General features: G+C 47.6%; 25 protein-coding genes. 15 read left to right on the forward strand and 10 right to left on the reverse strand.

Features of this window, described 5'->3' with window-relative positions:
- On the reverse strand, positions 1 to 243 hold a 243-nt coding region (locus tag VT06_RS15095), incomplete at its 3' end, for a transposase (RefSeq protein ID WP_046555165.1).
- Positions 244 to 687: 444 nt separating this feature from the next.
- Here VT06_RS15095 and VT06_RS15100 point away from each other — a divergent pair.
- Together VT06_RS15100 and VT06_RS15105 are read left to right on the forward strand one after the other, a co-directional pair.
- Positions 688 to 1,050 carry a hypothetical protein gene (locus VT06_RS15100; protein ID WP_046555166.1) on the forward strand — a complete coding sequence of 121 codons (363 nt, stop codon included), beginning with the start codon at positions 688 to 690 and terminating at the stop codon, positions 1,048 to 1,050.
- A gap of 1 nt (position 1,051) precedes the next feature.
- A complete protein-coding gene (locus VT06_RS15105; RefSeq protein ID WP_046555167.1) occupies positions 1,052 to 1,531 on the forward strand; it encodes a hypothetical protein in 480 nt (159 codons plus the stop codon).
- Positions 1,532 to 1,908: 377 nt separating this feature from the next.
- Here VT06_RS15105 and VT06_RS15110 read toward each other — a convergent pair whose 3' ends face one another.
- From VT06_RS15110 to VT06_RS15120, 3 genes are all read right to left on the reverse strand, one after another.
- Positions 1,909 to 2,724, reverse strand: a complete 816-nt coding sequence (locus tag VT06_RS15110) for an HDOD domain-containing protein (RefSeq protein ID WP_052750302.1) — start codon at positions 2,722 to 2,724, stop codon at positions 1,909 to 1,911.
- 50 nt (positions 2,725 to 2,774) lie between these two features.
- Positions 2,775 to 3,827, reverse strand: coding sequence for an aldo/keto reductase (locus tag VT06_RS15115; protein WP_046555168.1), 1,053 nt, complete (start codon positions 3,825 to 3,827; stop codon positions 2,775 to 2,777).
- Positions 3,828 to 3,921: 94 nt separating this feature from the next.
- Complete coding sequence (locus VT06_RS15120; RefSeq protein ID WP_200898004.1) at positions 3,922 to 5,004, reverse strand: endonuclease/exonuclease/phosphatase family protein; 1,083 nt, start codon at positions 5,002 to 5,004, stop codon at positions 3,922 to 3,924.
- Positions 5,005 to 5,282: 278 nt separating this feature from the next.
- On the opposite strand from VT06_RS15120, the gene VT06_RS15125 reads away from it, so the two are divergent.
- Positions 5,283 to 7,427, forward strand: coding sequence for a tetratricopeptide repeat protein (locus tag VT06_RS15125; protein ID WP_052750303.1), 2,145 nt, complete (start codon positions 5,283 to 5,285; stop codon positions 7,425 to 7,427).
- Between the two features lie 40 nt (positions 7,428 to 7,467).
- Here VT06_RS15125 and VT06_RS15130 read toward each other — a convergent pair whose 3' ends face one another.
- The 3 genes from VT06_RS15130 to VT06_RS15140 form a co-directional block, all read right to left on the reverse strand.
- Complete coding sequence (locus VT06_RS15130; RefSeq protein WP_046555170.1) at positions 7,468 to 8,265, reverse strand: hypothetical protein; 798 nt, start codon at positions 8,263 to 8,265, stop codon at positions 7,468 to 7,470.
- Between the two features lie 36 nt (positions 8,266 to 8,301).
- On the reverse strand, positions 8,302 to 9,633 hold the full coding sequence (locus VT06_RS15135) for a triacylglycerol lipase (protein ID WP_046555171.1): 1,332 nt from the start codon (positions 9,631 to 9,633) through the stop codon (positions 8,302 to 8,304).
- Between the two features lie 97 nt (positions 9,634 to 9,730).
- Positions 9,731 to 10,660, reverse strand: a complete 930-nt coding sequence (locus tag VT06_RS15140; protein WP_046555172.1) for a M14 family metallocarboxypeptidase — start codon at positions 10,658 to 10,660, stop codon at positions 9,731 to 9,733.
- Positions 10,661 to 10,888: 228 nt separating this feature from the next.
- Here VT06_RS15140 and VT06_RS15145 point away from each other — a divergent pair, with 228 nt between their 5' ends.
- Positions 10,889 to 11,872 (forward strand): glutathione S-transferase family protein, encoded by a 984-nt coding sequence (locus tag VT06_RS15145; protein ID WP_046555173.1) that lies wholly within the window; start codon positions 10,889 to 10,891, stop codon positions 11,870 to 11,872.
- Between the two features lie 101 nt (positions 11,873 to 11,973).
- On the forward strand, positions 11,974 to 12,411 hold the full coding sequence (locus VT06_RS15150; protein ID WP_046555174.1) for a glutathione S-transferase N-terminal domain-containing protein: 438 nt from the start codon (positions 11,974 to 11,976) through the stop codon (positions 12,409 to 12,411).
- A 6-nt stretch (positions 12,412 to 12,417) separates the two neighbouring features.
- Here the strand turns inward: VT06_RS15150 and VT06_RS15155 are convergent, their stop codons facing one another.
- The 3 genes from VT06_RS15155 to VT06_RS15160 form a co-directional block, all read right to left on the reverse strand.
- Complete coding sequence (locus tag VT06_RS15155; protein ID WP_369796924.1) at positions 12,418 to 13,431, reverse strand: FIST N-terminal domain-containing protein; 1,014 nt, start codon at positions 13,429 to 13,431, stop codon at positions 12,418 to 12,420.
- A gap of 3 nt (positions 13,432 to 13,434) precedes the next feature.
- Positions 13,435 to 13,635, reverse strand: a complete 201-nt coding sequence (locus VT06_RS17630) for a hypothetical protein (protein ID WP_052750305.1) — start codon at positions 13,633 to 13,635, stop codon at positions 13,435 to 13,437.
- A gap of 121 nt (positions 13,636 to 13,756) precedes the next feature.
- Positions 13,757 to 15,538 carry an ABC transporter transmembrane domain-containing protein gene (locus tag VT06_RS15160; RefSeq protein WP_046555175.1) on the reverse strand — a complete coding sequence of 594 codons (1,782 nt, stop codon included), beginning with the start codon at positions 15,536 to 15,538 and terminating at the stop codon, positions 13,757 to 13,759.
- 225 nt (positions 15,539 to 15,763) lie between these two features.
- Here VT06_RS15160 and atpD point away from each other — a divergent pair, with 225 nt between their 5' ends.
- The 10 genes from atpD (at position 15,764) to VT06_RS15210 (ending at position 24,416) form a co-directional block, all read left to right on the forward strand.
- Entirely contained in the window at positions 15,764 to 17,179 is a 1,416-nt protein-coding gene (atpD, locus tag VT06_RS15165; RefSeq protein ID WP_046555176.1) for a F0F1 ATP synthase subunit beta, read from the forward strand.
- Entirely contained in the window at positions 17,154 to 17,558 is a 405-nt protein-coding gene (locus VT06_RS15170) for a F0F1 ATP synthase subunit epsilon (RefSeq protein WP_046555177.1), read from the forward strand. The genes atpD and VT06_RS15170 overlap by 26 nt, the downstream gene beginning before the upstream one ends.
- Positions 17,551 to 17,916 carry an AtpZ/AtpI family protein gene (locus VT06_RS15175; RefSeq protein ID WP_046555178.1) on the forward strand — a complete coding sequence of 122 codons (366 nt, stop codon included), beginning with the start codon at positions 17,551 to 17,553 and terminating at the stop codon, positions 17,914 to 17,916. Before VT06_RS15170 ends, VT06_RS15175 begins: the two co-directional genes overlap by 8 nt.
- A complete protein-coding gene (locus tag VT06_RS17880) occupies positions 17,900 to 18,283 on the forward strand; it encodes an ATP synthase subunit I (protein WP_082122555.1) in 384 nt (127 codons plus the stop codon). The genes VT06_RS15175 and VT06_RS17880 overlap by 17 nt, the downstream gene beginning before the upstream one ends.
- Positions 18,273 to 18,956, forward strand: coding sequence for a F0F1 ATP synthase subunit A (locus VT06_RS15185; protein WP_046555179.1), 684 nt, complete (start codon positions 18,273 to 18,275; stop codon positions 18,954 to 18,956). The genes VT06_RS17880 and VT06_RS15185 overlap by 11 nt, the downstream gene beginning before the upstream one ends.
- 24 nt (positions 18,957 to 18,980) lie before the next feature.
- Entirely contained in the window at positions 18,981 to 19,262 is a 282-nt protein-coding gene (locus VT06_RS15190) for a F0F1 ATP synthase subunit C (protein WP_046555180.1), read from the forward strand.
- A gap of 3 nt (positions 19,263 to 19,265) precedes the next feature.
- Positions 19,266 to 20,030 (forward strand): hypothetical protein, encoded by a 765-nt coding sequence (locus tag VT06_RS15195; RefSeq protein WP_046555181.1) that lies wholly within the window; start codon positions 19,266 to 19,268, stop codon positions 20,028 to 20,030.
- On the forward strand, positions 20,024 to 21,565 hold the full coding sequence (locus tag VT06_RS15200) for an alternate F1F0 ATPase, F1 subunit alpha (RefSeq protein WP_082122556.1): 1,542 nt from the start codon (positions 20,024 to 20,026) through the stop codon (positions 21,563 to 21,565). The genes VT06_RS15195 and VT06_RS15200 overlap by 7 nt, the downstream gene beginning before the upstream one ends.
- 28 nt (positions 21,566 to 21,593) lie before the next feature.
- On the forward strand, positions 21,594 to 22,508 hold the full coding sequence (locus VT06_RS15205) for a F0F1 ATP synthase subunit gamma (RefSeq protein ID WP_046555182.1): 915 nt from the start codon (positions 21,594 to 21,596) through the stop codon (positions 22,506 to 22,508).
- A gap of 204 nt (positions 22,509 to 22,712) precedes the next feature.
- Positions 22,713 to 24,416, forward strand: coding sequence for a methyl-accepting chemotaxis protein (locus tag VT06_RS15210; protein ID WP_046555183.1), 1,704 nt, complete (start codon positions 22,713 to 22,715; stop codon positions 24,414 to 24,416).
- Positions 24,417 to 24,644: the final 228 nt, after the last annotated feature.

The raw sequence follows: 24,644 nt of genomic DNA on the forward strand, positions 1-24,644 counted from the left end.
TCGGCGTTTATTCAAGCAGCCAGCCGGTACAATCAGGTGTACATGCGGATGATAATCCAGATTACGGGCATGGGTGTGCAACACGGCGGTTAAGCCGGCATTGCCTTGCAGCTTTTTATCGCGGGTAAAGAAGGATTGTAAGGTCGCCACAGCGCAGTCAAACAGTGCGGGGTAAGCCCAGGTTTGATGATGCCAGATAAAGGGGCGCAGTTGCAGGGCCCCCTGTGTCAGGATAGCTGTCATAGCTTACCAATTGATTCCAATAGAAAAAGAAGGTTATTCCGGCATTCCGATCACTGGTTTCGGAAAACAGCTAAAACTGATCGGATAAAACCGAAAGGGGTGATCGTTTTAAATCGAAATCAGCGATCGGATTGAACCGGAATGGGTGATCGGTTTCGACCGAAACATGCACAAGCTAAAAGCGTGTTATCTGATGTAGAGCGAATTAGAAATAATTCGATGGTTCCTAGCGAAATCCCTATTTATGGTTATATTTACGATTGTAAAACTGGAAGTCTCGTTGAGGTTCCTGAAGCAACAGAAGCGGGAAAGGCAAGATAAAACCTAACAAAGCAAATTCACTCGGTCGATAAAAGCGGTGCGGCTTTCGCTACGCTAAAACCACACTACTTTTATCTGCCGGTGATTTGCAACGTTTGCTGGTTAAGAGTATGGAGTCAAACTATGGATGAAATATCAGATAAGACGATTTATCGTATAAGGGCAGCTGTTAAACGTTACGAGAGAAGCTCTAAACCTACTAGGTATATACATTTAGCTATTGTTGCAATTTTAGCTGCAATTTTATTAGCTATCATTGTCCATGCTCATTTTTGGGGAGGTGACCTTCAAAACGTAGTGAAACCAGGAAGCATTCTATGTTCCTTATTTGTTTTTGTGTTTACACAATTGAGGGGGATGGATAAGTGTCTATGGGAAGCTAATACTCTTGATGTTATTGCTGAAGCAGGTGGTAAGAAGGAGTTACTTTCAGCGCTTAAAAATATAAGTTGCAAAAAATTAACCATAAAATTAGGAGGAGTATGAAATGGAGGAAAAAGCGAACAAAGATGAGGATCTGGATTTTCTACTTAAAGCAATAAAAGCTAGACATCTATCAAAAACAAAAATTACTAACTCTGTTATTATTACTTCTATGTTTGTTTTAGCTTTGTTTTTATTATACTCAGGTATAACTGCATCAAGCGAACGATCTAAACTAGAAGCCGTCATTGATAAACTTACTGAAAAAAATGTTCAGCTTAATGATCATTTAAATCAAACTAAACTTGATTATGATAGACGATTTTCAAAAGCAAGTATTGAGCTGCGCTCAGTACAAGAAAGGCTTGCCGATTCTACTGAAAAACTTAATGAGCAAATAAGTACTGAAAATTATGAATACAGAAATCGAATAGAAGCTATTGAAATATATACTAAAGGGGTTATAGATCTTCGTAAAGAATTAAACAGTATATATGATAGGTTAGATACAATAGAAAATCGAGCTAAAGAGCAATTCCACTAGGACTAAAAACAGTTGGCCATTGCTCGTGCCTTGCTTATTTTGGCCCACAATTTTTAGCCTTTTATTTGAGCGTTAATGTTCGCTTTTAACATTCCACACCTACCATTTGGATTTATACCCATAACATTTTCTGGTGATTATAAAGTTCTACAAAATTACTAGAAACGTCCGCTATAGGTCGTTAGCTTCCCTTTTAGCTAGGAGCATGAGCGACAATTAAGTGGCAAAAATCAGTTCAATTGAAGTAAGCCCCAATGACGGCCATTGGCACTTTTGCGACGGTCATAACTTAAAAACTAACGGCAGGTTTGGCAACTACTTTAGTGTCTAAGTAACAACTTTATTGTTCACCCACATCAGCATAATGGGTTAATAGTTTAGTGGTTAAGCATGGCCAAAATGTCAGCTTCACTTTCTGTAAAAGCGGTAATTCTGTCATACACAGCCGCTAAACTAAGATGCGAGGCATGCACTAATTTCATCGGAAAATCGTCATAGGTACCCGCCTTAATGTGTTCAGTATGGCTTAGCATATACCGCGACAAATACATTAGCGTTGGGTAAGGTAATAATGCCCCGCTACCAGCGGGTTGTTGCTGCCACAAAATAGCATTAACAATATCGTCGGGAAATTTCCAGTATTTTGCCAGCTCACTGCCGGCCATAGTGTAATCGAAACCAAATAACTCAAGCTCCGTTTTACGTCTTGGTGCGCCAGCCGCCACTTGTTCGTCTACTGTTTTTGCCAGTTCAGGTTTAACAACATGGATCAGGTATTCCCCAATACCATGCAATAGCCCGCATGTATAAGCGACTTCGGCATCAACTTTTAACAGCTTAGCCAGCCATTTTGTGCGGTTTGCCATCATAAATGAACGCCGCCAGTACGCTTTCATGTCAAAGGTGGCCGGTGCTTTAAAGCTAGAAACTAAACCAATAGATAACACCAAGGTGCGCAGCGCATCGCGCCCTAACACCACCAGCGCCTCTTTTACTGAACCGACTTTGCGATGACCGCCATAGTGTGCCGAATTTGCTAAACGTAATACTTTAGCGGTAATAGCCTGGTCACTTGAAATAATCGTGGCCAAAACCTCGGCCGTTACATTGTCGTCACTCATGCTGGCGATTAATTTCTGCACAACTTCGGGGATGCTGGGTAAGCTGGTTGCTTGCTCAATCATTTGCTTCATAGCGATGTTATTCCAATGGTTAACTGGGAATGTTGTTAATTATAATACGCTTAAAAAGGCAGTGAATGCTGCCGTAAATATTGGCTTACATCATCGGCTACTGCCGGACTAATAGTCAAATTAAAAGCGGCAATATTTTGTTGTAATTGCGCCATACTGGTGGCGCCAATAATGGTTGATGTTACGCCATCTACCTGATTAACCCACGCCAGCGCTAACTGTGCCGGATTAACGCTATGGCTGGCCGCAAGCTCAATAAACGCCGCTATGGCCCGGTTTGATTCTGTAGTGTCACGAAACAGGCCGTTACGCTGCAACATATTCCAGCGAGTACCCACTGGCCGCGCACCATTGAGGTATTTACCACTTAACGCGCCACCCGCTAACGGCGACCAAGGTAAATAAGCAATATTTTCATGCACACATTGCTCAATTAAATAGGGCCAGTCTTTAGTATGCAACAGGCTAAATTCATTTTGAATCGACACCATTCGCGGCACATCGTGTTGTTGGCTCAGTTGCAGATACTGGCTAATACCCCAAGGGGTTTCATTAGATAAGCCACAAAAGCGAATTTTACCGGCTTTTACACAACGGGCCAGCGCTTGCAATAACCCTAACATTTGCTCGGTTTGTTGTTTACTATCCACATCAGAAAAACCAATGCGGCCAACACTGTGTCTGCCAAAATGCGGCGACACGCGGTTAGGCCAATGCAATTGGTATAAATCGATATAGTCGGTTTGTAACCGCTGCAAAGAGCCATCTACCGCCTGAATTAACGTTTCAGGCGTCATTTCGCCACCGCCGCGAATATAGCCTAGGCCACTACCCGCCATTTTACTGGCCAGAATGATATCAGCACGCTTATTGGTATTACGGCTAAGCCAGTGGCCAATAATTTTCTCCGTCGCGCCATAAGAGTCAACCGAAGGTGGCACCGAGTACATTTCGGCAGTATCAATAAAATTAACGCCCTGTGCCATAGCATAAGCCAGCTGCTCATCGGCATCTTGTTGTGTGTTCTGAGTGCCCCAGGTCATCGATCCTAAACAAACCCGGGAAACGCTCACGTCACTGCTGCCAAGAGCAGAATATTGCATGGATTATCCTTAATGAGTAATTTAAGCACACCTTAAATAAGACCGTCACGGCAAGCAAGCCTAATTGTTTTCTGACAGATCAATCATCGGTGACTCAGGCTTCAGGCCGGTGCACGTGTTCTGGCACCACCGCCTCGGCCGCTATTTTCTGTTGTGCCTGTTGTTTGTCATCGCTGTCAGCTGTTAAGCCACCATGCGGTTGCTGCTGCCCGGTATAACATAAACGAATTAACATCGGAAAATGATCCGAGCCAAACGCCGGCAAACGCGTTAGCTGTTGCAAGGTAAAGTGGCTACTGTGGAATAAATGGTCCAGTGGCCAGCGCATAAACGGCATAGCAGCATGATAGCTATTGAACATGCCGCGGCCAATTCGGGGATCGATTAAACCGCTTATTTTACGAAATAAGCGGGTCGTTTTCGACCAGGCTACATCATTTAAATCACCGGCCACAATTACCGGAACACCGGCTTTTTTCACGCTGGCCGCGACAATCAACAATTCTGCATCTCGTTGCTCTGAACTTTCGTTTTCAGTGGGGCTAGGAGGCGCCGGGTGTAAAAAATGCACTGCAATATGGCTGCCATCCGCTAATTCCACTTCAGCATGAATAGAGGGTACGTTGTCCTCAACCAGAAATTGCAACGCCGGGTTATGCAGTGGTAAGCGTGAATACACATGCATTCCATATAAATTATCTAATGGGCACTTTACACTATAGGGATAAGTGTCACTCAGCTGATCGAGTTGCTGCTGCCACCAGCTGTCTGATTCCAGGGTAACCAAAATATCAGGCTGGTGTTGTCTGACTAAGGCAATTAAGCCCGCAGCATTGCGGTTAGTGGCCAGCACATTGGCATTTAAAATAGCAATACAAGGGTGGTTGTTATCCGCCGCAGTAGCCATAACCTCTGTTTTGAACAAGCGCGTATAAGGTAATATCCACCACAGTTGAACTAAAAAACAACCAACACTAACCAGTAGCATGGGCCACTGACTTAGCTGTTTTATATCTGCCAACAGTAGTTGCATTACTATAATAATCAACGCCATCACGGCTAATTGTAAGCGTGGAAAATCCAGACCACGAACCCACCATACCTGGAAATGTGACAGCGGTAGTAATGTTAAAAGTGCTAATAGCAGGCTGGCTAACCATAATCCAATAACCATCATCACATCCTTTTTGTTGCAACAGACTGTCACTTTATGAGCTTCGTTGCCAAAACACCAGTATAACACCGCTTCCCACGCTACTATTTGTACATTGTATCATGACGTTAGCCAACGTTTTATTTGCCAACAAATGGCTACTGCAAACTTTCCCTGCTTAACCTTGGTTAAAATGACTAACGCCTGCTAGGCTTATCCAAAAGTGTTAAGTTACTAAATCATATTGTTTTAATATAAAAAAGCATTTACATCGCAGCCTATGCGGGGTCAGGGAGACAACAGTGAACGTAGTAATAACGTTTTTTTCTGAGTTGCGCCGGCGTAAAGTTATTCAAACCCTTATTCCCTTTATGGGTGTCATTTGGTTGCTATTACAAATTATCGCCGTGGTAACGCCGTTACTGAATTTTAGCCCCTTTATTGCCACCAGCCTGACAATCTTTTTATTCGCCTGCTTTCCAGTAGTGTTTTACCTGGCTTGGTACTTTGATATTACCCCTCAAGGCATTATCGTTACCGAAGTTGACCGCTCTGAGGTTCAAAAGCCACTGGGAGTTAAATGGTGGATTGGTTTCACTTTTGTACTGATTGGCTCACTTATGCTGGGTTCTCATTATTTTAATAGTGCCCGGGTAGATTACGCCAAACGAACCGAAGGGCTGGTTAGTAACATTACCGCCACCTCAATTGCGGTATTACCCTTTCGGGATCAAAGCCCAGACAACGATCAGCACTATCTAGCGGCGGGGGTTACAGAAGAGCTGGCCAGCTTACTTGGCCAGGTTGCAGGCCTGCAAGTCGCCGCAGCCAGCGCCGGTTTTAACCTGGCCCGGCAGAACCTGCTACCGGTTGATATTGCCAGGCGTCTGCAGGTTGACACCTTACTTAGTGGCAGCATTTATAAAAGTGGCAATCAAATCCGGCTGCGGGTAGAGCTTATTAATGCAAAGGACGGCATGACCTTATGGAGCCAGAGCTTTTCACGTAATCTTAGCGATATCTTTGCAGTAGAAACCGAAATAGCCCGGACCATTGTTAACCTGTTGCAGCAGCGTTATTTAGAAGCCGGCAGCCTGACCAGCCTTAACAGTACTGCCAGCACCGATGCTTATATGATGTACTTACGCGGTCGTGAGCAATACCGCTTGCAAACCACTGAATCAATTAAAGAGGCGCGCCGATTATTCGAGCAGGCACTGGCCTTGGACCCAGAATATGCCATGGCTTATGTCGCGCTGGCCGATACCATTATTTCACTGGCCGAAGGCAGCGCCAGTTTTGGCGTGTTAAAAGCCGATATTGCCGCCACCTTAGCCGAACAGCACTTAGCCAAAGCCTTGGTGCGGGCACCCGAGCTGGCCGAAGCCCATGCGGTGCGTGGTTTATTGCTGTTTTATCTGCAAAGCAATTATGATGCGGCACTGCCGGCCCTGGATAAAGCCCTTAGCCTGAACCCCAACTTAGCCCAGGCCCATTTATGGCGTTTTGCCGCTTTAGAGCAACTTGGCCGCAGTCAGGATGCCTGGCAAGCGCTGCAACAAGCCTACCGGCTGGACCCTATCGCCCTTACTCACCAATATAACCTGGCCTTTAAACTGGCCGAGCGTGGCGAGCTAAATGCCGCTGAGCAACAATACCAGCAGCTAATCGCCGATTTTCCAAAATCACCGATGGGCTATGCCGGCCTGGCGGATCTTTATACCCAAACCGGCGAACTGGCAGCAAGCTTAGATTACTGGCAGCAAGCATATCGCTTGTCGCCGGAGAATAGTAATTATCAGCAAAATGCTATTGGCATTATGCTTGAGTTAGGCTTATTAGAAGCCGCTGAGCAACAAACGGATGATCCCTTTTATCAAGCAACGCTATTACTTCGACGCGAACAGCATGACGAATTATTCACTCAAATGACATTTCAGCTGGGCGCTAACCCCGAAGACCCGTGGATAGCGTTTGAGGCAGGCTGGTATCAGCTACTGGTGGGTGACAAAACCGAGGGTATTGAGCTGTTACTGCAGGCTCATAAGCATTTTCAACCGGCTGATTTACTCAGTATGCCAATGTGCAGCCCGGCGTTGGAAATTGCCTGGGCTTATCAGCAGCGTCAGCAGGCCGATGTAGCCACTAAACTACTGCAGCAGTGCGCAGCTAGCCTGCCAGCGCCCGGGCCTGATGGCTATCAGGATATATACCGGCGCTACCTGAATGCCCGGCTTGCGACGTTGCAACATAAACCGGAACTGGCGATAACTGAACTGAGCGCCGCAGTAAGCCAGGGCTGGCGCCAGTGGTGGAGCCAGCATGATCCCTTATTAGCACCCATTGCTCAGACAGCCGAAGCCAAAGCCTTATTCGGCCAAATTGAGCAGGCACTGCAGCAACAGCAAACCAAAGCGCAAGCGCTGCTACAAACCCGCGCAAACTAAACAACTAAAGCGGGATCTGTACTGCCTTTTTTATACTCTTTTAGCTAAATCGGCCGGTGCGGCGAAACAGCAGTAACAGCAACATAGCAAACAGACTAAGGCTAGCAGGCTCTGGCACGGCCAGCGGCAGCACCACAAAGCGCTCGAGATCGCTGGTTACCACCCAGCTATTACCAAAACTGTTACCCAAACGAAAGCAGCCACCCAGCTCCGGAATACAGGCCGGCCCGCTGATAAAAGTATCAATATTGTAAAATACAAAGCTTTCGGGAGCGGTAATATTCAGGCTGGCTCTAAGGGTATATTCACCCGGCTGTAAATCGGCTGGCATGGCGGCATTCATATACATTTCACGCCGGGTCTGCTGGCTAAGGCCCTCTTCTACCGCTACATCAACGCCGCTAAATACCCAGGAATTGATGCCATTACTGATAGTCCAGCTTAATAGCGACTGCGCCTCAGCAAAAAAGCTCTGGGTATAACCAAACAGGTCTAACGGCTCGCCCTGATAAAACTGCCAGTAGCAGGGGGCATCTTCAAACGGCGTGTTACCATCCAGATAGACAATACAATCTTCTTCTGGCACCGCTGAAATAGCATATTCACCGGGGCCGCGTGCGGCTATTGGCACCCCGGCTGCAAAATACTCTTCACGTAGTAAGCCAGACACCAGCTCCGTTTCCGGCACCATAGTGACCCAGGTAGGAAAACTAATGGAAATACTGCCTTTGCCAGCATTCCGAACCAACCCTGCCTCGGCTATAGTGCTATACACCAATAAAAACAGCTGACTGCAGATCAGGCTAAAGCCAAACAGTACTGCAATATACTTTTTCATAGTAATTCCTTTTTTAAACAGCACTTTCGCCGGCTGTTACTGGCGCAGTTTAAACACGGCGGCATCGACGCTGCGCTGCATTACCACCTGCAGCAGCACCGTTTGGTGCGGGCTAAACAGCCAGTCAATGTCATCTGGTTGCAGCTTTAAGCCCGCGGTGTCGGTGGCCGCAACACTGGCATAACCCACCGGCTGGCGGGGTGGCTTAAAATGCGGCTCGGCGTTAAAGCTAATATACAACTGGTTAAGCTGATAGTGCTGGCGCAGCTCAGCCAGGCTGGCCAGATTAAAATACAGGGTACGGTAAGCGCCGTTATCGCTATAGGCATGAACACCACATAAAAACTGCTGATACAGCTGTTGCTCAAACTTCTCGTCCTTTTTACCGGTACGGTAAAATTCGACAAAATAGTCCTGCACGCTGTTGGCCAGATGATCGGTTAGCTGACAAACCACCTGGCTACGCTGCGGGCTTTTGCTGGCAACGGCCGGGTCAAGGGCATTAATGTGTTGCTGCCAGTTAAAACTGTCAGCGAGTGGCTGATAATCGGCATCTTCTACCTGTAAGGCCTGAGTCAGAATGGTTTGAGTAAGCGGATTTTTCGGCCCTTTATCTTTAAATACCAGAGTGCTATGGTTTTCGTTATCTAAAATGGCCAGCGCAATATCGCCTTTGCTGCGGCTAAACTGCAAACTGCCAGATAATACGCATTGCTGCTCGTCCAGCGCCAGCTCAATCCGGCTGCAATTGAGGTTAGCGCCACTTATCCGCACCGTGCCATCTGAGCCTGCCTCATTGGCAATGGCGCTAACGCCAGAGTAACCGGTATTGCCAATCATTACCGTGGCCAAAATTTTACCAGCGCCATACCAGCTCTCTGTAGAGAACAAATCGTTAAATGCCAGTTGTTGGCTATAAGGAGAGGCTAATTCCAGCCCTTTGAGGATTTGGCTACCGGTTTGAAAACCTGGCTGGCCCCAGCCTTTTACCGCCCGGCCAAAAAAGCTGCGGCCCTTATGGGCTAAATGTGAGCCAAAATTGGCCGGCGCCATCATCACAAGCCGCTTCACCGGGTTATGGCTGGCACTGTAAAACTGAGTAAACCACTGACGTGCGACTAATGAACCGGTACTGTGCACCACTAAATCAACACTGCGATCTTCGGTAGGCAAGCCCATTTCGTGCCAGGCGCGCTGCATGGCAGTAGCTAAATCGGTGTAGGTAACATCGTCGTGCATCGACAGCCAGTCGCCCAGATGCAGATGCACGGTCTTTTTATTGGGTAATTGTTTGATAAATTTACTGATAGCAGCAAAAGAGCGACTGTTGTCGCTCCAGCCATGTAGCATAATGACCGGGTTGTCCATAATGTCTTCCTTGTTACCAGCCGGAAAACCAGACATCACCCGCACACTTCGCAGATCTTGGTTACATTTTAAAACCTGATGAGTATAGCAGGCTTTGCTAATAGCCTTTACGTTGTAAAAAATTCAGTGCTGCTACAATCGCCGTAACCTGAGCCTGAATGCACTGCGCAGCGCTGGCATTGGGGCTGTCCGGATACATTTCTGTTGTCGTGACGTAGCGCGCATCTGTGACGCCGGCGCATAAACCAAGGGCTTTTTTGGGATAATTCACCACCCCCGGCTGGCTAATGGCTTCGCCTATTAAACGACCTTCGCTATCGGCTGGCGCAATTTGGGTTACTTTGCTCACTGCCAGATTAATGGCTTGCTGAAAATCGGCCACTGGTTTGGCACTGTCACCTACTAAATAAAAACCATCGGGAATATCCCAATTGGTATTCACTTCACCATCGCGTGCCGCTTTTGCTGGCCGAAACTCGCTGTTATCCGAATTAGTGGTTTCATGTAAGTCAATATGCGCCAGTACCGGCTGGCTAAGATGTTGTAAATAGCTCACCACCGCAGCCGCTTCTGCTACCGGGCTGTTATTAGTGAAGTTACGGTTAGGATCCAGCGCTAACGGATTCCAGCGGTTGATGGTTTCATAAGCCCAGGGGCTAATGCAGGGCAGCACCACTAAATTAAAATGATCGCAGTAATTCATAGCTTCGGTTTGCAAAAAACCAATCGCGCCCTGCACGCCGCTGGTTTCATAACCGTGTACCCCGCCGGTGACAAGCACCGTTGCCTTGGCGGCGTCTATACCATTACTAAATGCGACCAGCGGGTAATGGCCAGCACCATACTGCCGATAATCTAGCTCACCATATTGCTGGCACTGAAAGCCCGCTGGCAACTGCTGTAATGTTGCCAGTACCTCCTGTGAATAACTGCGCTTAATGTGTTGCCGCTGCAGCCACTGTGCTTTTTCTGCTACGCCCCATTGCTGCCCCGGCACGCCTATATCGTAAACTTGACTATCCATCATAGTGCTCACTCATTATTAATAGTAAGCCTACGCTAACGCGTTATGCCCCAACAGGCAATTACAACGAGAATAAGTCTGCTATGTGCTAATTTATAGGTTAAACCTGCCACTATTATTAAATAGCCGCATCAAGCAGAGTTAGCTACAGTGACAGCTACTGAGCATTACTAAAAAAGCTATTCTGGCCTATTAACGCCAACTAGTGCTGATGAATTTACGGAGTCTGATATGGGTTTACTGGTTAACGGTAACTGGCAAGATAAATGGTACGACACCGACAGTAACGACGGCGAATTTAAACGCGAAAATGCCCAGTTACGTCATTGGATTACCGCAGATGGTAGTGCTGGAACTTCTGGCGAAGCGGGCTTTAAGGCTGAAAAAAATCGTTATCATCTTTATGTGTCGCTGGCGTGTCCCTGGGCGCATCGTACGCTGATTTTTTTGCAGTTGAAAAACCTGACAAATTATATCAGCGTGTCAGTGGTCAGCCCCGACATGCTTGCACATGGCTGGGCGTTTGATACCAGCAACCATAGCACCGGTGATAGCCTGTTTAGTTATAATTATTTGCACCAGGTGTATACCCGCCACCAAGCCGATTACAGCGGCCGGGTAACCGTACCTTTGTTATGGGACAAGCAACAACATTGTATTGTCAGCAATGAATCGGCCGATATTATCCGGATGCTGAATTCAGCTTTTAATCACCTTACTGGTAATAACGATGATTATTATCCGGCACAGTTACAAAGCGACATTAACGCAATCAATGATGTGGTGTATCAGAACATTAATAACGGCGTGTACTTGTCTGGTTTTGCTACCAGCCAATCGGCCTATGAACAGGCTTACAATAACCTGTTTAAGGCGCTGGATAACATTGAAGCATCTTTAAGTGAGCAGCGCTACTTAACCGGGGCCAAAATTACCGAAGCCGACTGGCGTTTATTTACCACACTGATCCGCTTTGATGCGGTATATCATGGCCACTTTAAATGCAATAAACAGCGTCTGGCGGACTATCCTAATTTATCAGGTTTTACCCGCGAGCTATTTCAGTGGCCGGGTGTGGCAGATACCGTTAATTTTTATCATATTAAACGGCATTACTACTTCAGCCATACCATGATAAACCCTAGCCAGGTAGTTCCCGCAGGGCCAAATATAGATTATAAGGCAGCCCATCAGCGCGCCAAGGTTAGCCCATAAGTATAATTAACCTCAAACAACTTCATGTTATCTTAGCTAGGCTGCAGTAGACGGATAATGGTACACTGACACTTGAAACTTACTAACCTACAGAGTGAATAATGCGTTTGTTTATTCGTTTATTTTTCCGCTTAATCCGACTTGTTTTAACTCCTTTTATGCTGCTGGCTGAATGGCTAACTACCCCAAAAGCCATCAACCGTAGTGCAGAACAACAGGCTCAAGTTAATCAGGCTTGCCAGCAACTGGCGTTGTATCAGTTTGCTGCCTGCCCATTTTGTATTAAAGTGCGTAAAGAAATGGCCCGCTTGGGGCTTACTATTGAAAAACGCGATGCCCAGCACAACCCGCTGCACCGCAAGACGCTACACGACAACGGCGGCAAAATTAAAGTACCCTGCCTGCGCATTACTTCAGTAGTAACTGAGGCGCAACCCAAAGGCCAAGCCGCTGCACAACAAGAACAATGGTTGTACGAATCTACTGCTATCATCCATTATCTACAGCAACAATTTACGACAGAACCTGTAAGCCAGTAGCCGTTTTTAACGGCTTAAAATAACCAGGACACCACTCCAGTCTAAGCCTCGGCTTTTACCCGCCTGAGGCGCAATTTCCACCCCACAGTAGAAGCCGAGCAACGGGATATTTTGCTCATTTAACAAACGTTGTACTTCACTAGCGTCTTGCTGATCAGGGTGATCAAGTTGGGCAATCCGGCCCGCACAGTCCATATACAAGGCAAACAACGGTTGTTTACCATCGTGCTTAATCTGTTGCAACAGGGCAGAAGTGCTCGCTCTGGCTGATACTCGGGTTAACAGCGGGTCACGCAACATTAGTTGCACTTGCAGGCCTTCATGCATATCGGGTTCAAACAAAATAACCCCTTCAGCATTTGGCAAAATGCCACTAATTAGCCGGTTGCTAAAATCGTTTTCACTACCCGCCAGCGCTGGCCGTACCGGAATACCAAAACAAAGCTCTCTCACCGGTGCCTGGTCGCGCCAAGTGCTGTTGCCAAAAGCCCGATCAATTACGTCGACTGCCGGCTTGCCATCTAAGGTATATAAAAACTGCCCAAAAATACCGGTAATGGTGTAAAGGGTGTCACTTAATGGCTTACAACCGTGCATCACCGTAATATGGGGCGTGAGGTTACCACCAAATAACAACGCACTGGCGCTTTGTTGTTTAATGCTGTTACCACAAAATTGATAAGTACTACTAAAATACTGATCGCCCAACAAACCTGCCCCCACTATTGGCACAGCACTCGCTAAATGCCGCTCTAAACCACGTAGCAGCGGCGCAGACGGGTTCATCACGGGGGCCACATTTTTGGCACCGGAAAACTTTATTGAATCATAAAATAATAGAAGTAAACTGGCATCAGGCATCATTGGCATTGCGGCAGCCAACTGCTCGCCCGCATTAAACGGGCTGTTAAATAAACCGTTAGCCACGGCCATCTGGCAGTAATTATCCTGAAATTTTAACACCGCAATAGCCGCAGGATAGCCTTGATAAGACAAATGCTGATTGGTGATAACACCAATGGCTTAACCACCAAAAATATTTACATTTTGGCCAACAACTGCCCGTAGCCCTGCGTGAAATGCCTGATGATCAAGCTGACCACTGCAAAAAGCCAGTACTAAATCGGTTTGTTCAAAATCGGCCTGAGCCATAGCGTTTTTAGCAGCCTGCTGCCCTGCAATAAACGCTTCTTTACCATTACTGTACCCTACACCAACTTTCATAATCCCTCATATTGCTGGCAAATTAACGTCTGCGGTGAAACTACACCAACCAGTAACGAATGTTACACTTATTTAACGGTAGCAGATATAAATAAAACAGTATGATTGTTGATAGTAGTGCTTAAGCTGCGCTATCTGCAGCAAGAAATTGTAACTCTGCCAACTGTTGATACAGCTGGCAATGTTGCATCAGCTCACTGTGGGTACCAGAGGCAATTAACTGGCCTTTATCTAATACCAGAATACGGTCAACATGCAACACCGTAGTTAAACGATGCGCAATAATCAAGGTTGTTTTACCTTGCATTAACTGCTCCAGTGCCTGCTTTACATAGTGCTCACTGGCTGCATCCAGTGCGCTGGTTGCTTCATCCAGCAGTAATATGGGCCGATCGGCCAACATAGCCCGCGCAATGGCAATACGCTGCTTTTGACCACCGGATAAACGCACACCACGCTCGCCCAACTGACTGTGATAGCCCTCGTTTAATAATTGAATAAACTCATCAGCCTGGGCGGCTTTACAAGCGGTAATAACATCTTGCTCGGTGGCATCAGGCCGGCCATAACGCACATTTTCCAGCACGCTATCGGCAAATATCACTGCATCTTGCGGCACCAGCGCAAACTGCGCCCGCAGTACAGCAGGGTCTAGCGTACTAATATCTACTCCATCCAATACGATGCTGCCAACCGGTAAATTATAAAAACGCTGCAACAATTGAAATAAGGTACTTTTACCGGCACCACTTGGCCCCACCAGTGCCACACGTTCACCGGGGGCAATGCTTAGGTTAAGCTGCTGTAACACAGATTGCTCAGGTAGCTGTGGATAATGAAAACTTACCTGTTCAAACACTAAGCCACCGGCTACCGGCTGGCTTAACTGCGCCGGACTGCCCGGTGCAGCAATATCGACCGGCATATGAGCCAACTCGATTAACCGCTCAGTGGCACCCGCAGCGCGCTGAATTTCGCCTATTACTTCACTAATTGTTGCCACAGCACCGGCAACCACTACCGCATAAAACAAAAAAGCGGTTAGCTCACCGGCAGTAACCCGGCCTGCTATTACGTCTAAAGCCCCTACCCAACCAACCAAGGTCATGGCACTGATGCTCAGTAACATCACCAGACCAATTAACAGTGCCCGATAAAAAATACGCTGTTTCGCCGCCGCCATCACCTGCTCGATTTTGCCTGCAAACAATTGTTGATCTACCGCTTCATGACCATACGCTTGCACGGTATGAATTTCATGCAGGCTTTCATCAACATGTGCACCAATATCGGCCAGTCGGTCCTGACTTGCTCTTGCCATACGCCTTACCAGCCGGCCCAGCACCAAAATAGGTACCAGCACTAAAGGCACCGCCACCAGCACTAACGCAGTCATTTTAAGACTGGTAAACGCCATCATCAATAAACCGCCTATAGCTGACACTGTTGAGCGTAATGCCATGGACAAACTGGAACCCACTACCGTTTGTATTACTGTGGTATCGGCAGTAAAGCGGGAAATGACTTCACCGGTACGGGTTTCGTTATAAAACGACGGTGACAAGGTTAACATGTGCTGATACACCCGATTGCGGATATCGGCACTGACCCGCTCGCCTAACCAGGTCATCAGATAAAAACGACAAAACACTGCCGTAGCGCTAACGCAGGTGATCACTAAAATAAGCAGAATAATCGTCGTCAATCGCGCCGTATCACCACTTACAAAGCCTTCATCAACCAATAAACGCACACCTTGCCCCAGCGCCAGCCAGGCCATTGCCCCAATCAACAAAAAAAACATCGCGGCCACAACCCGCCAGCGATAAGGCGCTAAAAAGCCAATAATCCAGGGCAATACCGCTTGCTTAGTGCTTACACGATTATCAGACAGTGAATTCATATTACCTTGGTTCCTACTATGGCTGTGTGGGATGGCTGTGTGGTGTATCACTATGATAACAGTGATAGTACGACATAGCCTGTCTGATTAAATACTCTAACTCGCGGGTATGCGCGCTAGCGTACAGACGATAATTTTGTCTGCTAATATCATTTAAACTCATTTACTTAACTTTGCAGATCACAAAACAGATCACAACCTTGAGTAAATTCTATTGGAGGCGCGATGACCAACCTTGAACCGCCTACTAACCATGGATCACCGTCTGCCGTTGGCTCTGTTGTGGCTATTCGCGGTAGCGTGGTGGACGTGCGTTTTGCTGCCAATTTGCCAGCCATACACCAACTGCTTGAAGCCGATAACGGCCGCATTATTATTGAAGTATTGTCACAGCGCGATGCTAACACGGTACGCGGCATTGCCATGACACCAACCCAGGGCTTGGCCCGTGGTGCTGTGGTTAGTGCAAAGGGCTTTGTACTGCGCGCTCCGGTAGGTAAAGTAATTTTATCGCGAATGTTTGATGTGTTTGGCAATACCATTGACGGTGAGCCTGACATTGCCAGTACTGACGTGCAATGGCGTTCGGTGCATAACGCACCACCGGCACTAACGCAGCGCGCTACTAAGGCCGATATTTTTGAAACGGGCATTAAAATAATTGATGTGTTACTGCCATTGGAGCGAGGTGGTAAAACCGGTTTATTTGGCGGAGCCGGTGTTGGTAAAACCGTATTATTGACTGAGATGATCCACAATATGATCGGTCATCACAATGGGGTTAGTATTTTCTGTGGTATCGGCGAGCGTTCCCGTGAAGGCGAAGAGCTGTACCGGGAAATGAAAGCAGCTGGTGTACTACCGAATATGGTGATGTTATTCGGCCAAATGAATGAACCGCCTGGCGCACGCTTTCGGGTTGGGCATGCAGCACTGACGATGGCGGAGTATTTCCGGGATGATCAGCACCGTGATGTGCTGTTGCTGATTGACAATATTTTTCGCTTTATTCAGGCAGGCTCAGAAGTGTCTGGTTTAATGGGGCAAATGCCCTCGCGCTTAGGCTATCAGCCGACCATGGGCACCGAATTAGCGCAGTTAGAAGAGCGCATTGCCAATACTGATAATGGCGCCATTACCTCTATTCAGGCGGTGTATGTTCCTGCCGATGATTTTACCGATCCAGCTGCGGTGCATACCTTTTCGCACTTGTCGGCCTCTATCGTGTTGTCGCGTAAACGGGCGGCGCAAGGGTTGTATCCAGCCATTGATCCATTGCAATCCAGTTCTAAAATGGCCACTCCGGGCATTGTTGGGGCCCACCATTATGCACTGGCACAAGCTATTCGTAGCACATTGGCGCAATACGCTGACCTAAAAGACATTATTGCTATGCTGGGATTAGAGCAACTGTCGCCAGACGATCGCAAGCTTGTCAGCCGGGCGCGCCGACTGGAGCGGTTTTTCACTCAACCGTTTTTTACCACTGAACAATTTAGTGGCATTAAGGGCCAATTGGTCAGTCTTGCCGATGCGCTGAATGGCTGCGAGCGCATCTTAAATGATGAATTTAACGACTTACCAGAAAGCGCATTTTATATGATTGGAGCTGTCGATGCCCTCAACGCTAATGCAACTTGAAGTACTGCTGCCTTCAGTGAGTGTACTCGCGCAAGATGATGTGCTAAGCATTGTCGCCGACACGCCAAGTGGCGCCTTTGGCATACTGCCACAACGCTTAGACTGTGCCGCCGCTCTTATCCCGGGCATTTTAGTTTATCAAACGCAAGGCGGTGCTGAAGGGTTTATTGCTGTGGATGAAGGCTTGCTGGTAAAAGTGGGCAACGCGGTTACTGTAACCGTGCGCCGAGCCATTCGGGGCACGGATTTAGCAACATTACACCGCTTGGTGGCAGAGCAGTTTTTAAGCCTTAACCAGCATGAAACAGCAGAGCGGGCCTTAAAAGCCAAGCTTGAAACCGGCTTCTTAAAACGCTTCGCCAGTTTTCAGGATGAATAAACCCTCTGCTGCCCATAAAAAAACCGCTGGCGATATTTCAGAGCAGATTAGCGCTAAAGCGCAGCGTAAACTTCACGCCCGACGCAAGGGCCAGCCCGCGGTTTGGCTTGGATTAGGCATGATGGGGTTAATTGGCTGGTCGGTTGTGATACCCACCCTGCTTGGCGCGTTATTGGGCGTTTGGCTAGACACGCAGCATCCTGGCCAGCACTCCTGGACCTTAGCGCTGTTAATGGCAGGGTTAACTTTGGGCTGCTTTAATGCCTGGCACTGGGTAGATAAAGAAGACCGGGCAATAGCGGCTGAACAGGCCAGACAACCAGAAGACAACGAGCAAAACGATGATACAAAGCACTAGCGCCCAACTGCAACAGACATTATTACCCATAGCACAGTGGCTATGGCCTTTTATCGTCGGCACTGGTTTAGGCCTGATTTTTTTTGCGGGCCTGTGGTGGACAGTAAAAAAGATTCAGACGTCTTCGCAGCCCGCCGGCTGGTTAATAGTCAGTTTTGCACTAAGAATAGCTGTCGTTGTCTATGGTGTGTATTGGGTAAGTAATGGCCAATGGCAGCGTGCGCTGGCCTGTACCCTAGGTATTTTATTCGCCCGCTTTATAGTGCTGCGCTTAACGCATGTAAGCCGCTCACAGGTTAGCTCTTATCATAACAGCGCCGATAACGCGGTTAACGCCAATAGCGGCAGGGCTAAACATGAACCTTAGCCCCGATCAGATTATTTTTTGGCAATATGGTGTTGTTAAGCTTAACGCCACATTACTGTATACCTGGACATTAATGCTGGTACTGGTGCTGGGCTCCTGGCTAATTACTCGGCAATTATCTCATACTTTAAGCCGCTCCCGCTGGCAAAACATGTTGGAAATTATCGTGACCACATTGGAGCAACAAATTCGCGAAGTCGGTTTAGCAGAGCCGCGCCCCTATCTGGGCTTTTTAGCCAGCCTGTTTTTATTTGTCGCCATAGCCAGCCTGGCAACCATAATTCCGTTTTACGAGCCACCTACCGGTTCACTCTCTACCACTGCGGCCTTAGCGGTGTGTGTATTTATTGCGGTGCCAATGTTTGGTATTCAGCAACAAGGCTTGCTGGCTTACCTTAAAGCCTATACCGAACCCACCATTATTATGTTGCCCTTTAACTTAATTAGTGAGTTGTCACGCACGCTGGCGTTAGCCGTGCGTTTGTTTGGCAATATGATGAGTGGCGCCATGATTATTGCCATTTTAGTGAGCATTACGCCATTTATTTTTCCGGTAGTGATAACGTTACTTGGCTTACTAACCGGCATGGTGCAAGCCTATATCTTTTTTATTCTGGCCGCGGTGTATATCGCTGCCGCAACTCGTGTCAGCACAGCACCACAAGACACCTAATAGCGCACTAACAGGAACACTTTTATGGACAGTTTAACCATTATTGCCACCGTTTCTATCATTATGGCCGGCCTGACTACCGGCTTTGGTACCATGGGGCCCGCGCTGGCCGAAGGGCGCGCGGTGGCAACCGCACTGACTTCGCTGGCGCAGCAACCTGATGCCTCTGCTACCATTACCCGTACTTTATTTGTTGGCCTGGCGATGATCGAATCTACCGCAATTTATTGTTTTGTGGTGTCGATGATTATTTTGTTTGCTAATCCATTTTGGAACCTGGCTGTTGCCCAAGTTGCTGGGAATTAACGAATGCTCATTGATTGGTTTACGGTTATTGCCCAAACTCTGAATTTTTTAATTTTGGTGTGGCTGCTTAAGCGTTTTTTATATCAGCCTATTTTGGATGCCATTGATGCTCGGGAAAAACGCATTGCCGATGAGTTGGCTGCTGCCGCGACTAAACAACAACAAGCAGTCAAGCAACGGGACGATTTTCAACAAAAAAACGCCGAATTCGACCAAAAACGTCAGGCGTTATTGCAACAGGCTACTGCGGCTGCTGAAACTGAACGTCAGCGCTTGCTAAAGGCAGCGCAACACTCTGCAGACGAGCTAGCAGCGCAGCGCCAGTTGTCACTGCAGCTTGAGCAACAAGCCTTACAGCAGCAGTTACGAGAGCAAACGCAGCAGCAGGTATTTGCTATAGCCCGCAAAACACTCTCTGATCTGAGTAACAAAACCTTAGAGTCAGCCATGGTAGCGATGTTTATGCAAAAACTGAATAACTTGCCTGACGACGCCAAAGCAGTGTTAACCGCCAGCATCAAAAAAGCCGACAATGTGGTTTGCATTTCCAGTACCTTTGCCCTGTCAGATAATGAGCATGCTACATTACAGCAAGCCGTAAATAGCAGCTTTGCACTGGCCGCCACCCTACGTTTTGAGAGCAGTGATAAGGCTATTGCCGGCATTGCCCTTAGTGCCGGCGGGCAGCGCATTGCCTGGACCATAGACGCCTATCTTAGCGCGCTGGAAAAAACCATCACGCAACGTGTCACACCGCCATCATGCTAGAACCACTGTTTACGCAATTATTCAATGACATGACCCTGCAACTGCAAACTTTTGATTTGCCTTTAGTACCGCATGAAACCGGGGTGGTAATCTCGGTAGCCACCGGCATTGCTTATGTGTCGGGTTTGCCCGGTGTGGGTGCTGACGAGTTATTGAAGTTTAGCGGCAACGGCGACTTCTCCACCCAGAGCTATGGCATAGCCTTTAACTTAGACGAAGCAAGCATTGGTGTGGTGTTGTTAGGGGATTACGCCAAGTTACAAGCAGGCGATATGGTTGAGCGCACCGGTCGGGTAATGGATGTAGCCGTAGGCAACGCCTTGCTCGGCCGGGTAATTGACCCACTAGGTAAGCCGCTAGACGCCAAAGGGCGTATCGATACCACCGAGCGCTTACCGGTAGAGCGCGCGGCAACGCCTATTATGCATCGAGCGCCGGTTTCGGTGCCGCTACAAACGGGCCTGAAAGTGTTAGATGCGCTTATTCCGATTGGCCGCGGCCAGCGCGAACTCATTTTAGGTGATCGTCAAACTGGCAAAACCACCATCGCCGTCGATACCATCTTAAACCAGCATGATCAAAACGTATTATGTATCTACTGTGCTATTGGCCAGCGCGCGTCAGCAGTAGCGAAAACCATTGCCACCTTGCAGCAAAAAGGCGCTATGGATTATACCGTAGTGATGGTAGTTGAAGGCAATGACCCACCAGGGTTGGCGTACATTGCGCCTTACGCAGCAACCAGTATTGCCGAGTATTTTATGCTGGCTGGGCGTGATGTCTTACTCATTTTTGATGATCTTACGCACCATGCCCGTGCTTATCGCGAGTTGTCGTTGCTAATGCGCCGACCCGCCGGGCGCGAAGCGTTTCCGGGCGATATCTTTTATATTCATGCCAGACTGTTAGAGCGGGCCACCCATTTAAATGAGGCGCATGGTGGTGGTTCCCTGACTGCCCTGCCAATTATTGAAACCGAAGCACAAAATATGTCGGCCTTTATTCCAACGAATTTAATTTCGATTACTGATGGCCAAATTTATCTGGCACCGGCACTGTTTGAGTTAGGTGTACTGCCCGCTGTTGATGTTGGCAAATCCGTATCACGGGTGGGTGGCAAAGCACAAAGTAAAGCGTATCGGGCAGTTGCCGCGGATTTAAAACTAGCCTACGCCCAGTTTGAAGAGCTGGAAACCTTTGCCCGCTTCGGGGCCCGCTTAGATGACGAGTCAAAACAAATTATTGCGCATGGCCAGCGGATCCGGGCTTGCTTAAAACAAGCGCAATACTCGCCTGTCTCGGTTCCAGTACAAATAATTACCTTGCTAGCGTTAACTGAAAACCTATTTGCCCCAATTACCATTGAGCAAATGAGCGCAGCACAACTGGCCTTATCTGATGCAGCAAAGCTGATGCCCGAGTCGATTACTGCTGGCTTTAGTGCAGATAAGCCGCTTAACAGTGCTGATCGGGCAACCATTATCGATATTGCCAAAACGGCACTGCAGCCACTGCAACAGCCAATATCGCCATAACGAGGCTAACTTATGCCAGGTGCATGTAATGAGTGAATCCTTAGCCAGCTTACAACGCAAAATTAATAGCGCCACAGATTTGCAAGCGGTGGTGCGCACCATGAAAGCCATGGCCGCCGCGAGTATTGGCCAGTTTGAGTTAGCCGTATCGGCACTGGATGCCTATTATCGTAACCTGGAGCTGGGGTTGCTGGTATGTCTGCGCCAGCAGGCTGCCACAGATAGCACGGCAACAACTGCGGCCATAAACGGTTATAACCGTCGTTCGTCCAACCGAAACGGTTCTATAGTCGTTATAGTATTGGGTTCAGATCAGGGTTTAGTCGGCCAGTTTAACGAGTTGATGGCCAGCTTTGTTATTGAGCAACTGGCAGCACTGTCCGGCGAGAAAAAAATATGGACCCTGGGCGAAAGAATTCAGGCGCGCCTGCTTGATAGTAAACTAACACTAACCCAGCATTTTGACTTGCCCGGCAGCCTGGCGGCCATTACACCTTTGGTAACGAACATATTGCTGGCACTGGAAACAGGTTATGAACAAGGTGATATAAGCGACGTATATTTATTTCATCACAAACCGCAAACCCGCGATCGTTATAGCCCGAACCAGCAACGGTTATTGCCACTTGATCAGCACTGGCACCAACAAATCAGCAATATTAAATGGCCCGGCAACAACCTGCCAGAAGTTATTGGTAATAGTCAGCAGACACTGCTGGCTTTTGTACATGAATATTTATTTGTGACCTTATTTCGCAGTTGTGCTGAGTCGCTTGCCAGTGAAAATGCCAGCCGGCTGCTGGCTATGCAGCGCGCTGAGAAGAATATTGACGAGTTGCAAGATGACATGCAACGTCATTTTCATCGTTTACGCCAAAGTGGTATTGATGAAGAATTATTTGACGTTGTGGCCAACTATGACCAGGTAAAATCATCCCTTTAAATACCATTGCAGGCAACGCCATTTTTGCTTGCGTAAGGCGCTAATCGGTAGGTTACCCCTAAAAAAAGAGCTATTTGGCACTAAATAGCTCGCTGATAAAAAGCTGTAGGCGATGCCAAATAAACTTGCTATTATCATTTAAAACAGAGTTTAGCTGGTGAAATATCAGCAAGATATTGATATTAAAAGCTTTAAGGGGGTGTTATGGGGTTTTGGAACACAATAGGTGGACGTTTACTCAGCATACCTATATTGGCATTAGTGGGTTTTACCTTGCTAGGCGCAGTAGCGTTAAATGCGCTTAATACTAGCCTGGTAGAAGGCAGTGAAGATCGGGTAGTAGCAATAATTGACAGCGGTTTAAGCCTGATAAAACATTATCAGGCGCTGGAGCAAAGTGGTGCCATCAGCACAGAGCAGGCCAAGCAACAGGCAATGGCCGCTATTAAAACAATTCGCTATGACGGCACAGAGTATATTTGGATTAACGATACTGGCCGTCCAATTCCCAAAATGATAATGCACCCCACGGTACCCAGCCTGGATAATACTATTCTGGATAAACCCAATTTTAATTACGCCACCTTAATGCGCAACAGAGATGGCAGTGAGCAACAAGCACTGGACAATACTAACCTGTTCGTTAGTTTTGTCGATGTTATCGGCCGTTACGGTAATGGCTTTGTTGAGTACCAGTGGCCCAAGCCGTTAAGTGGCGGCGGGGTAACAGAAGAGCGTTATACCAAACTTTCTTATGTTGAAAAAAACGACACTTGGGGCTGGGTGCTGGGTTCCGGTATTTATGTCGACGATGTGAAAGCATCCTTTTGGGCTATCGCATTTCAATTTGGGCTACTGGTCGTCATTATTATGGCCCTGACCATTGGTATTTCTCTGTATATTCGTAGCTGGTTAATCCGGTCACTGGGTGGCGAAGTGGCCAGTACCAAGAGCCTGGTACAACAAGTGGCTGCCGGCGATTTTTCAGTTGAATTCACGCTATTACCTGGCGACGATGACAGCCTGTTGGCGGCACTTAGCGGCTTAATCAGCCAGTTGCGACAAATTATCGGCCAGCAATCTGCCATGGCAGAACAATTAGTTACACAATCACAAACGCTGGATGAAACCAGCAAACAAAGTCAAAAAATATTACATAGTGTGATGGAACAAACGGCACAAGTTGCCACTGCAGTGCATGAAATGGCCACAACCTGCGAAGATATGGCACATAGTGCTACCACTGCCGCTAAAGCGGCAAGAGACGCAGACCATGAAGCCAGAAGCGGTGTAACAGCAGTTGAACAAACTATAACCGCTATTGATACCCTGAAGTTAAAGCTGGAGCAAGTATCTGACGTTATTGCTCAACTGTCAAAACGTGGCGAAGAAGTAGGCGCGGTAACCGATGTAATTGGCTCTATTGCTGAGCAAACCAATCTGTTAGCTTTAAATGCGGCGATTGAGGCTGCCCGAGCCGGTGAAATGGGCCGGGGTTTTGCTGTAGTTGCAGATGAAGTACGTACCCTGGCCAGTCGCTCGCAGGCATCAACTCAGGATATAAATAAACGTATTCAAGGGATCCAGCAAGACTCTGCTAATGCGGTAAAATCGATGGCTCAAAGTAAAACTGAAACAGAACAAACTATTGCTTGCTCACTTCAAGCCAGTGCCGCTTTGCAGCGGATCAGCACTGCGGTATCTAGCATTACCGATGTAAACGATCAACTGGCGAGCGCGACCGAAGAGCTGGCGGCGGTTTCAGGCACCATTAACCAGAATATGGAAAACATTGCCAGTGCGGTGCAAAAAACCACTGAAAAATCTGCTGAGTTATCAGGATCAAGTCAGCAGTTGCGGCAAATGGCCACTGAGATGAAAAAATCACTAAAGGGTTTTACTCTTTAACAGAAAAACCGGCTGGCGGAACTTGCTGGGTTATCCGGCTTCGTCAGCCATTACCACCGCGCCAAAAATTCCACCTTCTTTTATCAGTTAGCTAACTGCTTCATATAGTGCTTTTTGATTGTCGTCAATTGGCTTTTTTGAACAACACACCTTAGCTACAAAAATTCAGCTGCCATGCTTTACTGCAATCTAACATGCCGTACCCTAGGCTCTTTATTGCTGCAAGCA

It is taken from the genome of Arsukibacterium sp. MJ3 (assembly GCF_000987765.1).
Classification (GTDB): Bacteria; Pseudomonadota; Gammaproteobacteria; order Enterobacterales; family Alteromonadaceae; genus Alishewanella.

Bases quoted from the DNA above. Each gene is read 5' to 3' on its own strand.
- VT06_RS15100 (WP_046555166.1), top strand. From the start codon at position 688: ATGGATGAAATATCAGATAAGACGATTTATCGTATAAGGGCAGCTGTT.
- VT06_RS15105 (WP_046555167.1), top strand. From the start codon at position 1,052: ATGGAGGAAAAAGCGAACAAAGATGAGGATCTGGATTTTCTACTTAAA.
- VT06_RS15110 (WP_052750302.1), bottom strand. From the start codon at position 2,724: ATGAAGCAAATGATTGAGCAAGCAACCAGCTTACCCAGCATCCCCGAA.
- VT06_RS15115 (WP_046555168.1), bottom strand. From the start codon at position 3,827: ATGCAATATTCTGCTCTTGGCAGCAGTGACGTGAGCGTTTCCCGGGTT.
- VT06_RS15120 (WP_200898004.1), bottom strand. From the start codon at position 5,004: ATGATGGTTATTGGATTATGGTTAGCCAGCCTGCTATTAGCACTTTTA.
- VT06_RS15130 (WP_046555170.1), bottom strand. From the start codon at position 8,265: ATGAAAAAGTATATTGCAGTACTGTTTGGCTTTAGCCTGATCTGCAGT.
- VT06_RS15135 (WP_046555171.1), bottom strand. From the start codon at position 9,633: ATGGACAACCCGGTCATTATGCTACATGGCTGGAGCGACAACAGTCGC.
- VT06_RS15140 (WP_046555172.1), bottom strand. From the start codon at position 10,660: ATGATGGATAGTCAAGTTTACGATATAGGCGTGCCGGGGCAGCAATGG.
- VT06_RS15145 (WP_046555173.1), top strand. From the start codon at position 10,889: ATGGGTTTACTGGTTAACGGTAACTGGCAAGATAAATGGTACGACACC.
- VT06_RS15150 (WP_046555174.1), top strand. From the start codon at position 11,974: ATGCGTTTGTTTATTCGTTTATTTTTCCGCTTAATCCGACTTGTTTTA.
- VT06_RS17630 (WP_052750305.1), bottom strand. From the start codon at position 13,635: ATGAAAGTTGGTGTAGGGTACAGTAATGGTAAAGAAGCGTTTATTGCA.
- VT06_RS15160 (WP_046555175.1), bottom strand. From the start codon at position 15,538: ATGAATTCACTGTCTGATAATCGTGTAAGCACTAAGCAAGCGGTATTG.
- atpD (WP_046555176.1), top strand. From the start codon at position 15,764: ATGACCAACCTTGAACCGCCTACTAACCATGGATCACCGTCTGCCGTT.
- VT06_RS15170 (WP_046555177.1), top strand. From the start codon at position 17,154: ATGCCCTCAACGCTAATGCAACTTGAAGTACTGCTGCCTTCAGTGAGT.
- VT06_RS15175 (WP_046555178.1), top strand. From the start codon at position 17,551: ATGAATAAACCCTCTGCTGCCCATAAAAAAACCGCTGGCGATATTTCA.
- VT06_RS17880 (WP_082122555.1), top strand. From the start codon at position 17,900: ATGATACAAAGCACTAGCGCCCAACTGCAACAGACATTATTACCCATA.
- VT06_RS15185 (WP_046555179.1), top strand. From the start codon at position 18,273: ATGAACCTTAGCCCCGATCAGATTATTTTTTGGCAATATGGTGTTGTT.
- VT06_RS15190 (WP_046555180.1), top strand. From the start codon at position 18,981: ATGGACAGTTTAACCATTATTGCCACCGTTTCTATCATTATGGCCGGC.
- VT06_RS15195 (WP_046555181.1), top strand. From the start codon at position 19,266: ATGCTCATTGATTGGTTTACGGTTATTGCCCAAACTCTGAATTTTTTA.
- VT06_RS15200 (WP_082122556.1), top strand. From the start codon at position 20,024: ATGCTAGAACCACTGTTTACGCAATTATTCAATGACATGACCCTGCAA.
- VT06_RS15205 (WP_046555182.1), top strand. From the start codon at position 21,594: ATGAGTGAATCCTTAGCCAGCTTACAACGCAAAATTAATAGCGCCACA.
- VT06_RS15210 (WP_046555183.1), top strand. From the start codon at position 22,713: ATGGGGTTTTGGAACACAATAGGTGGACGTTTACTCAGCATACCTATA.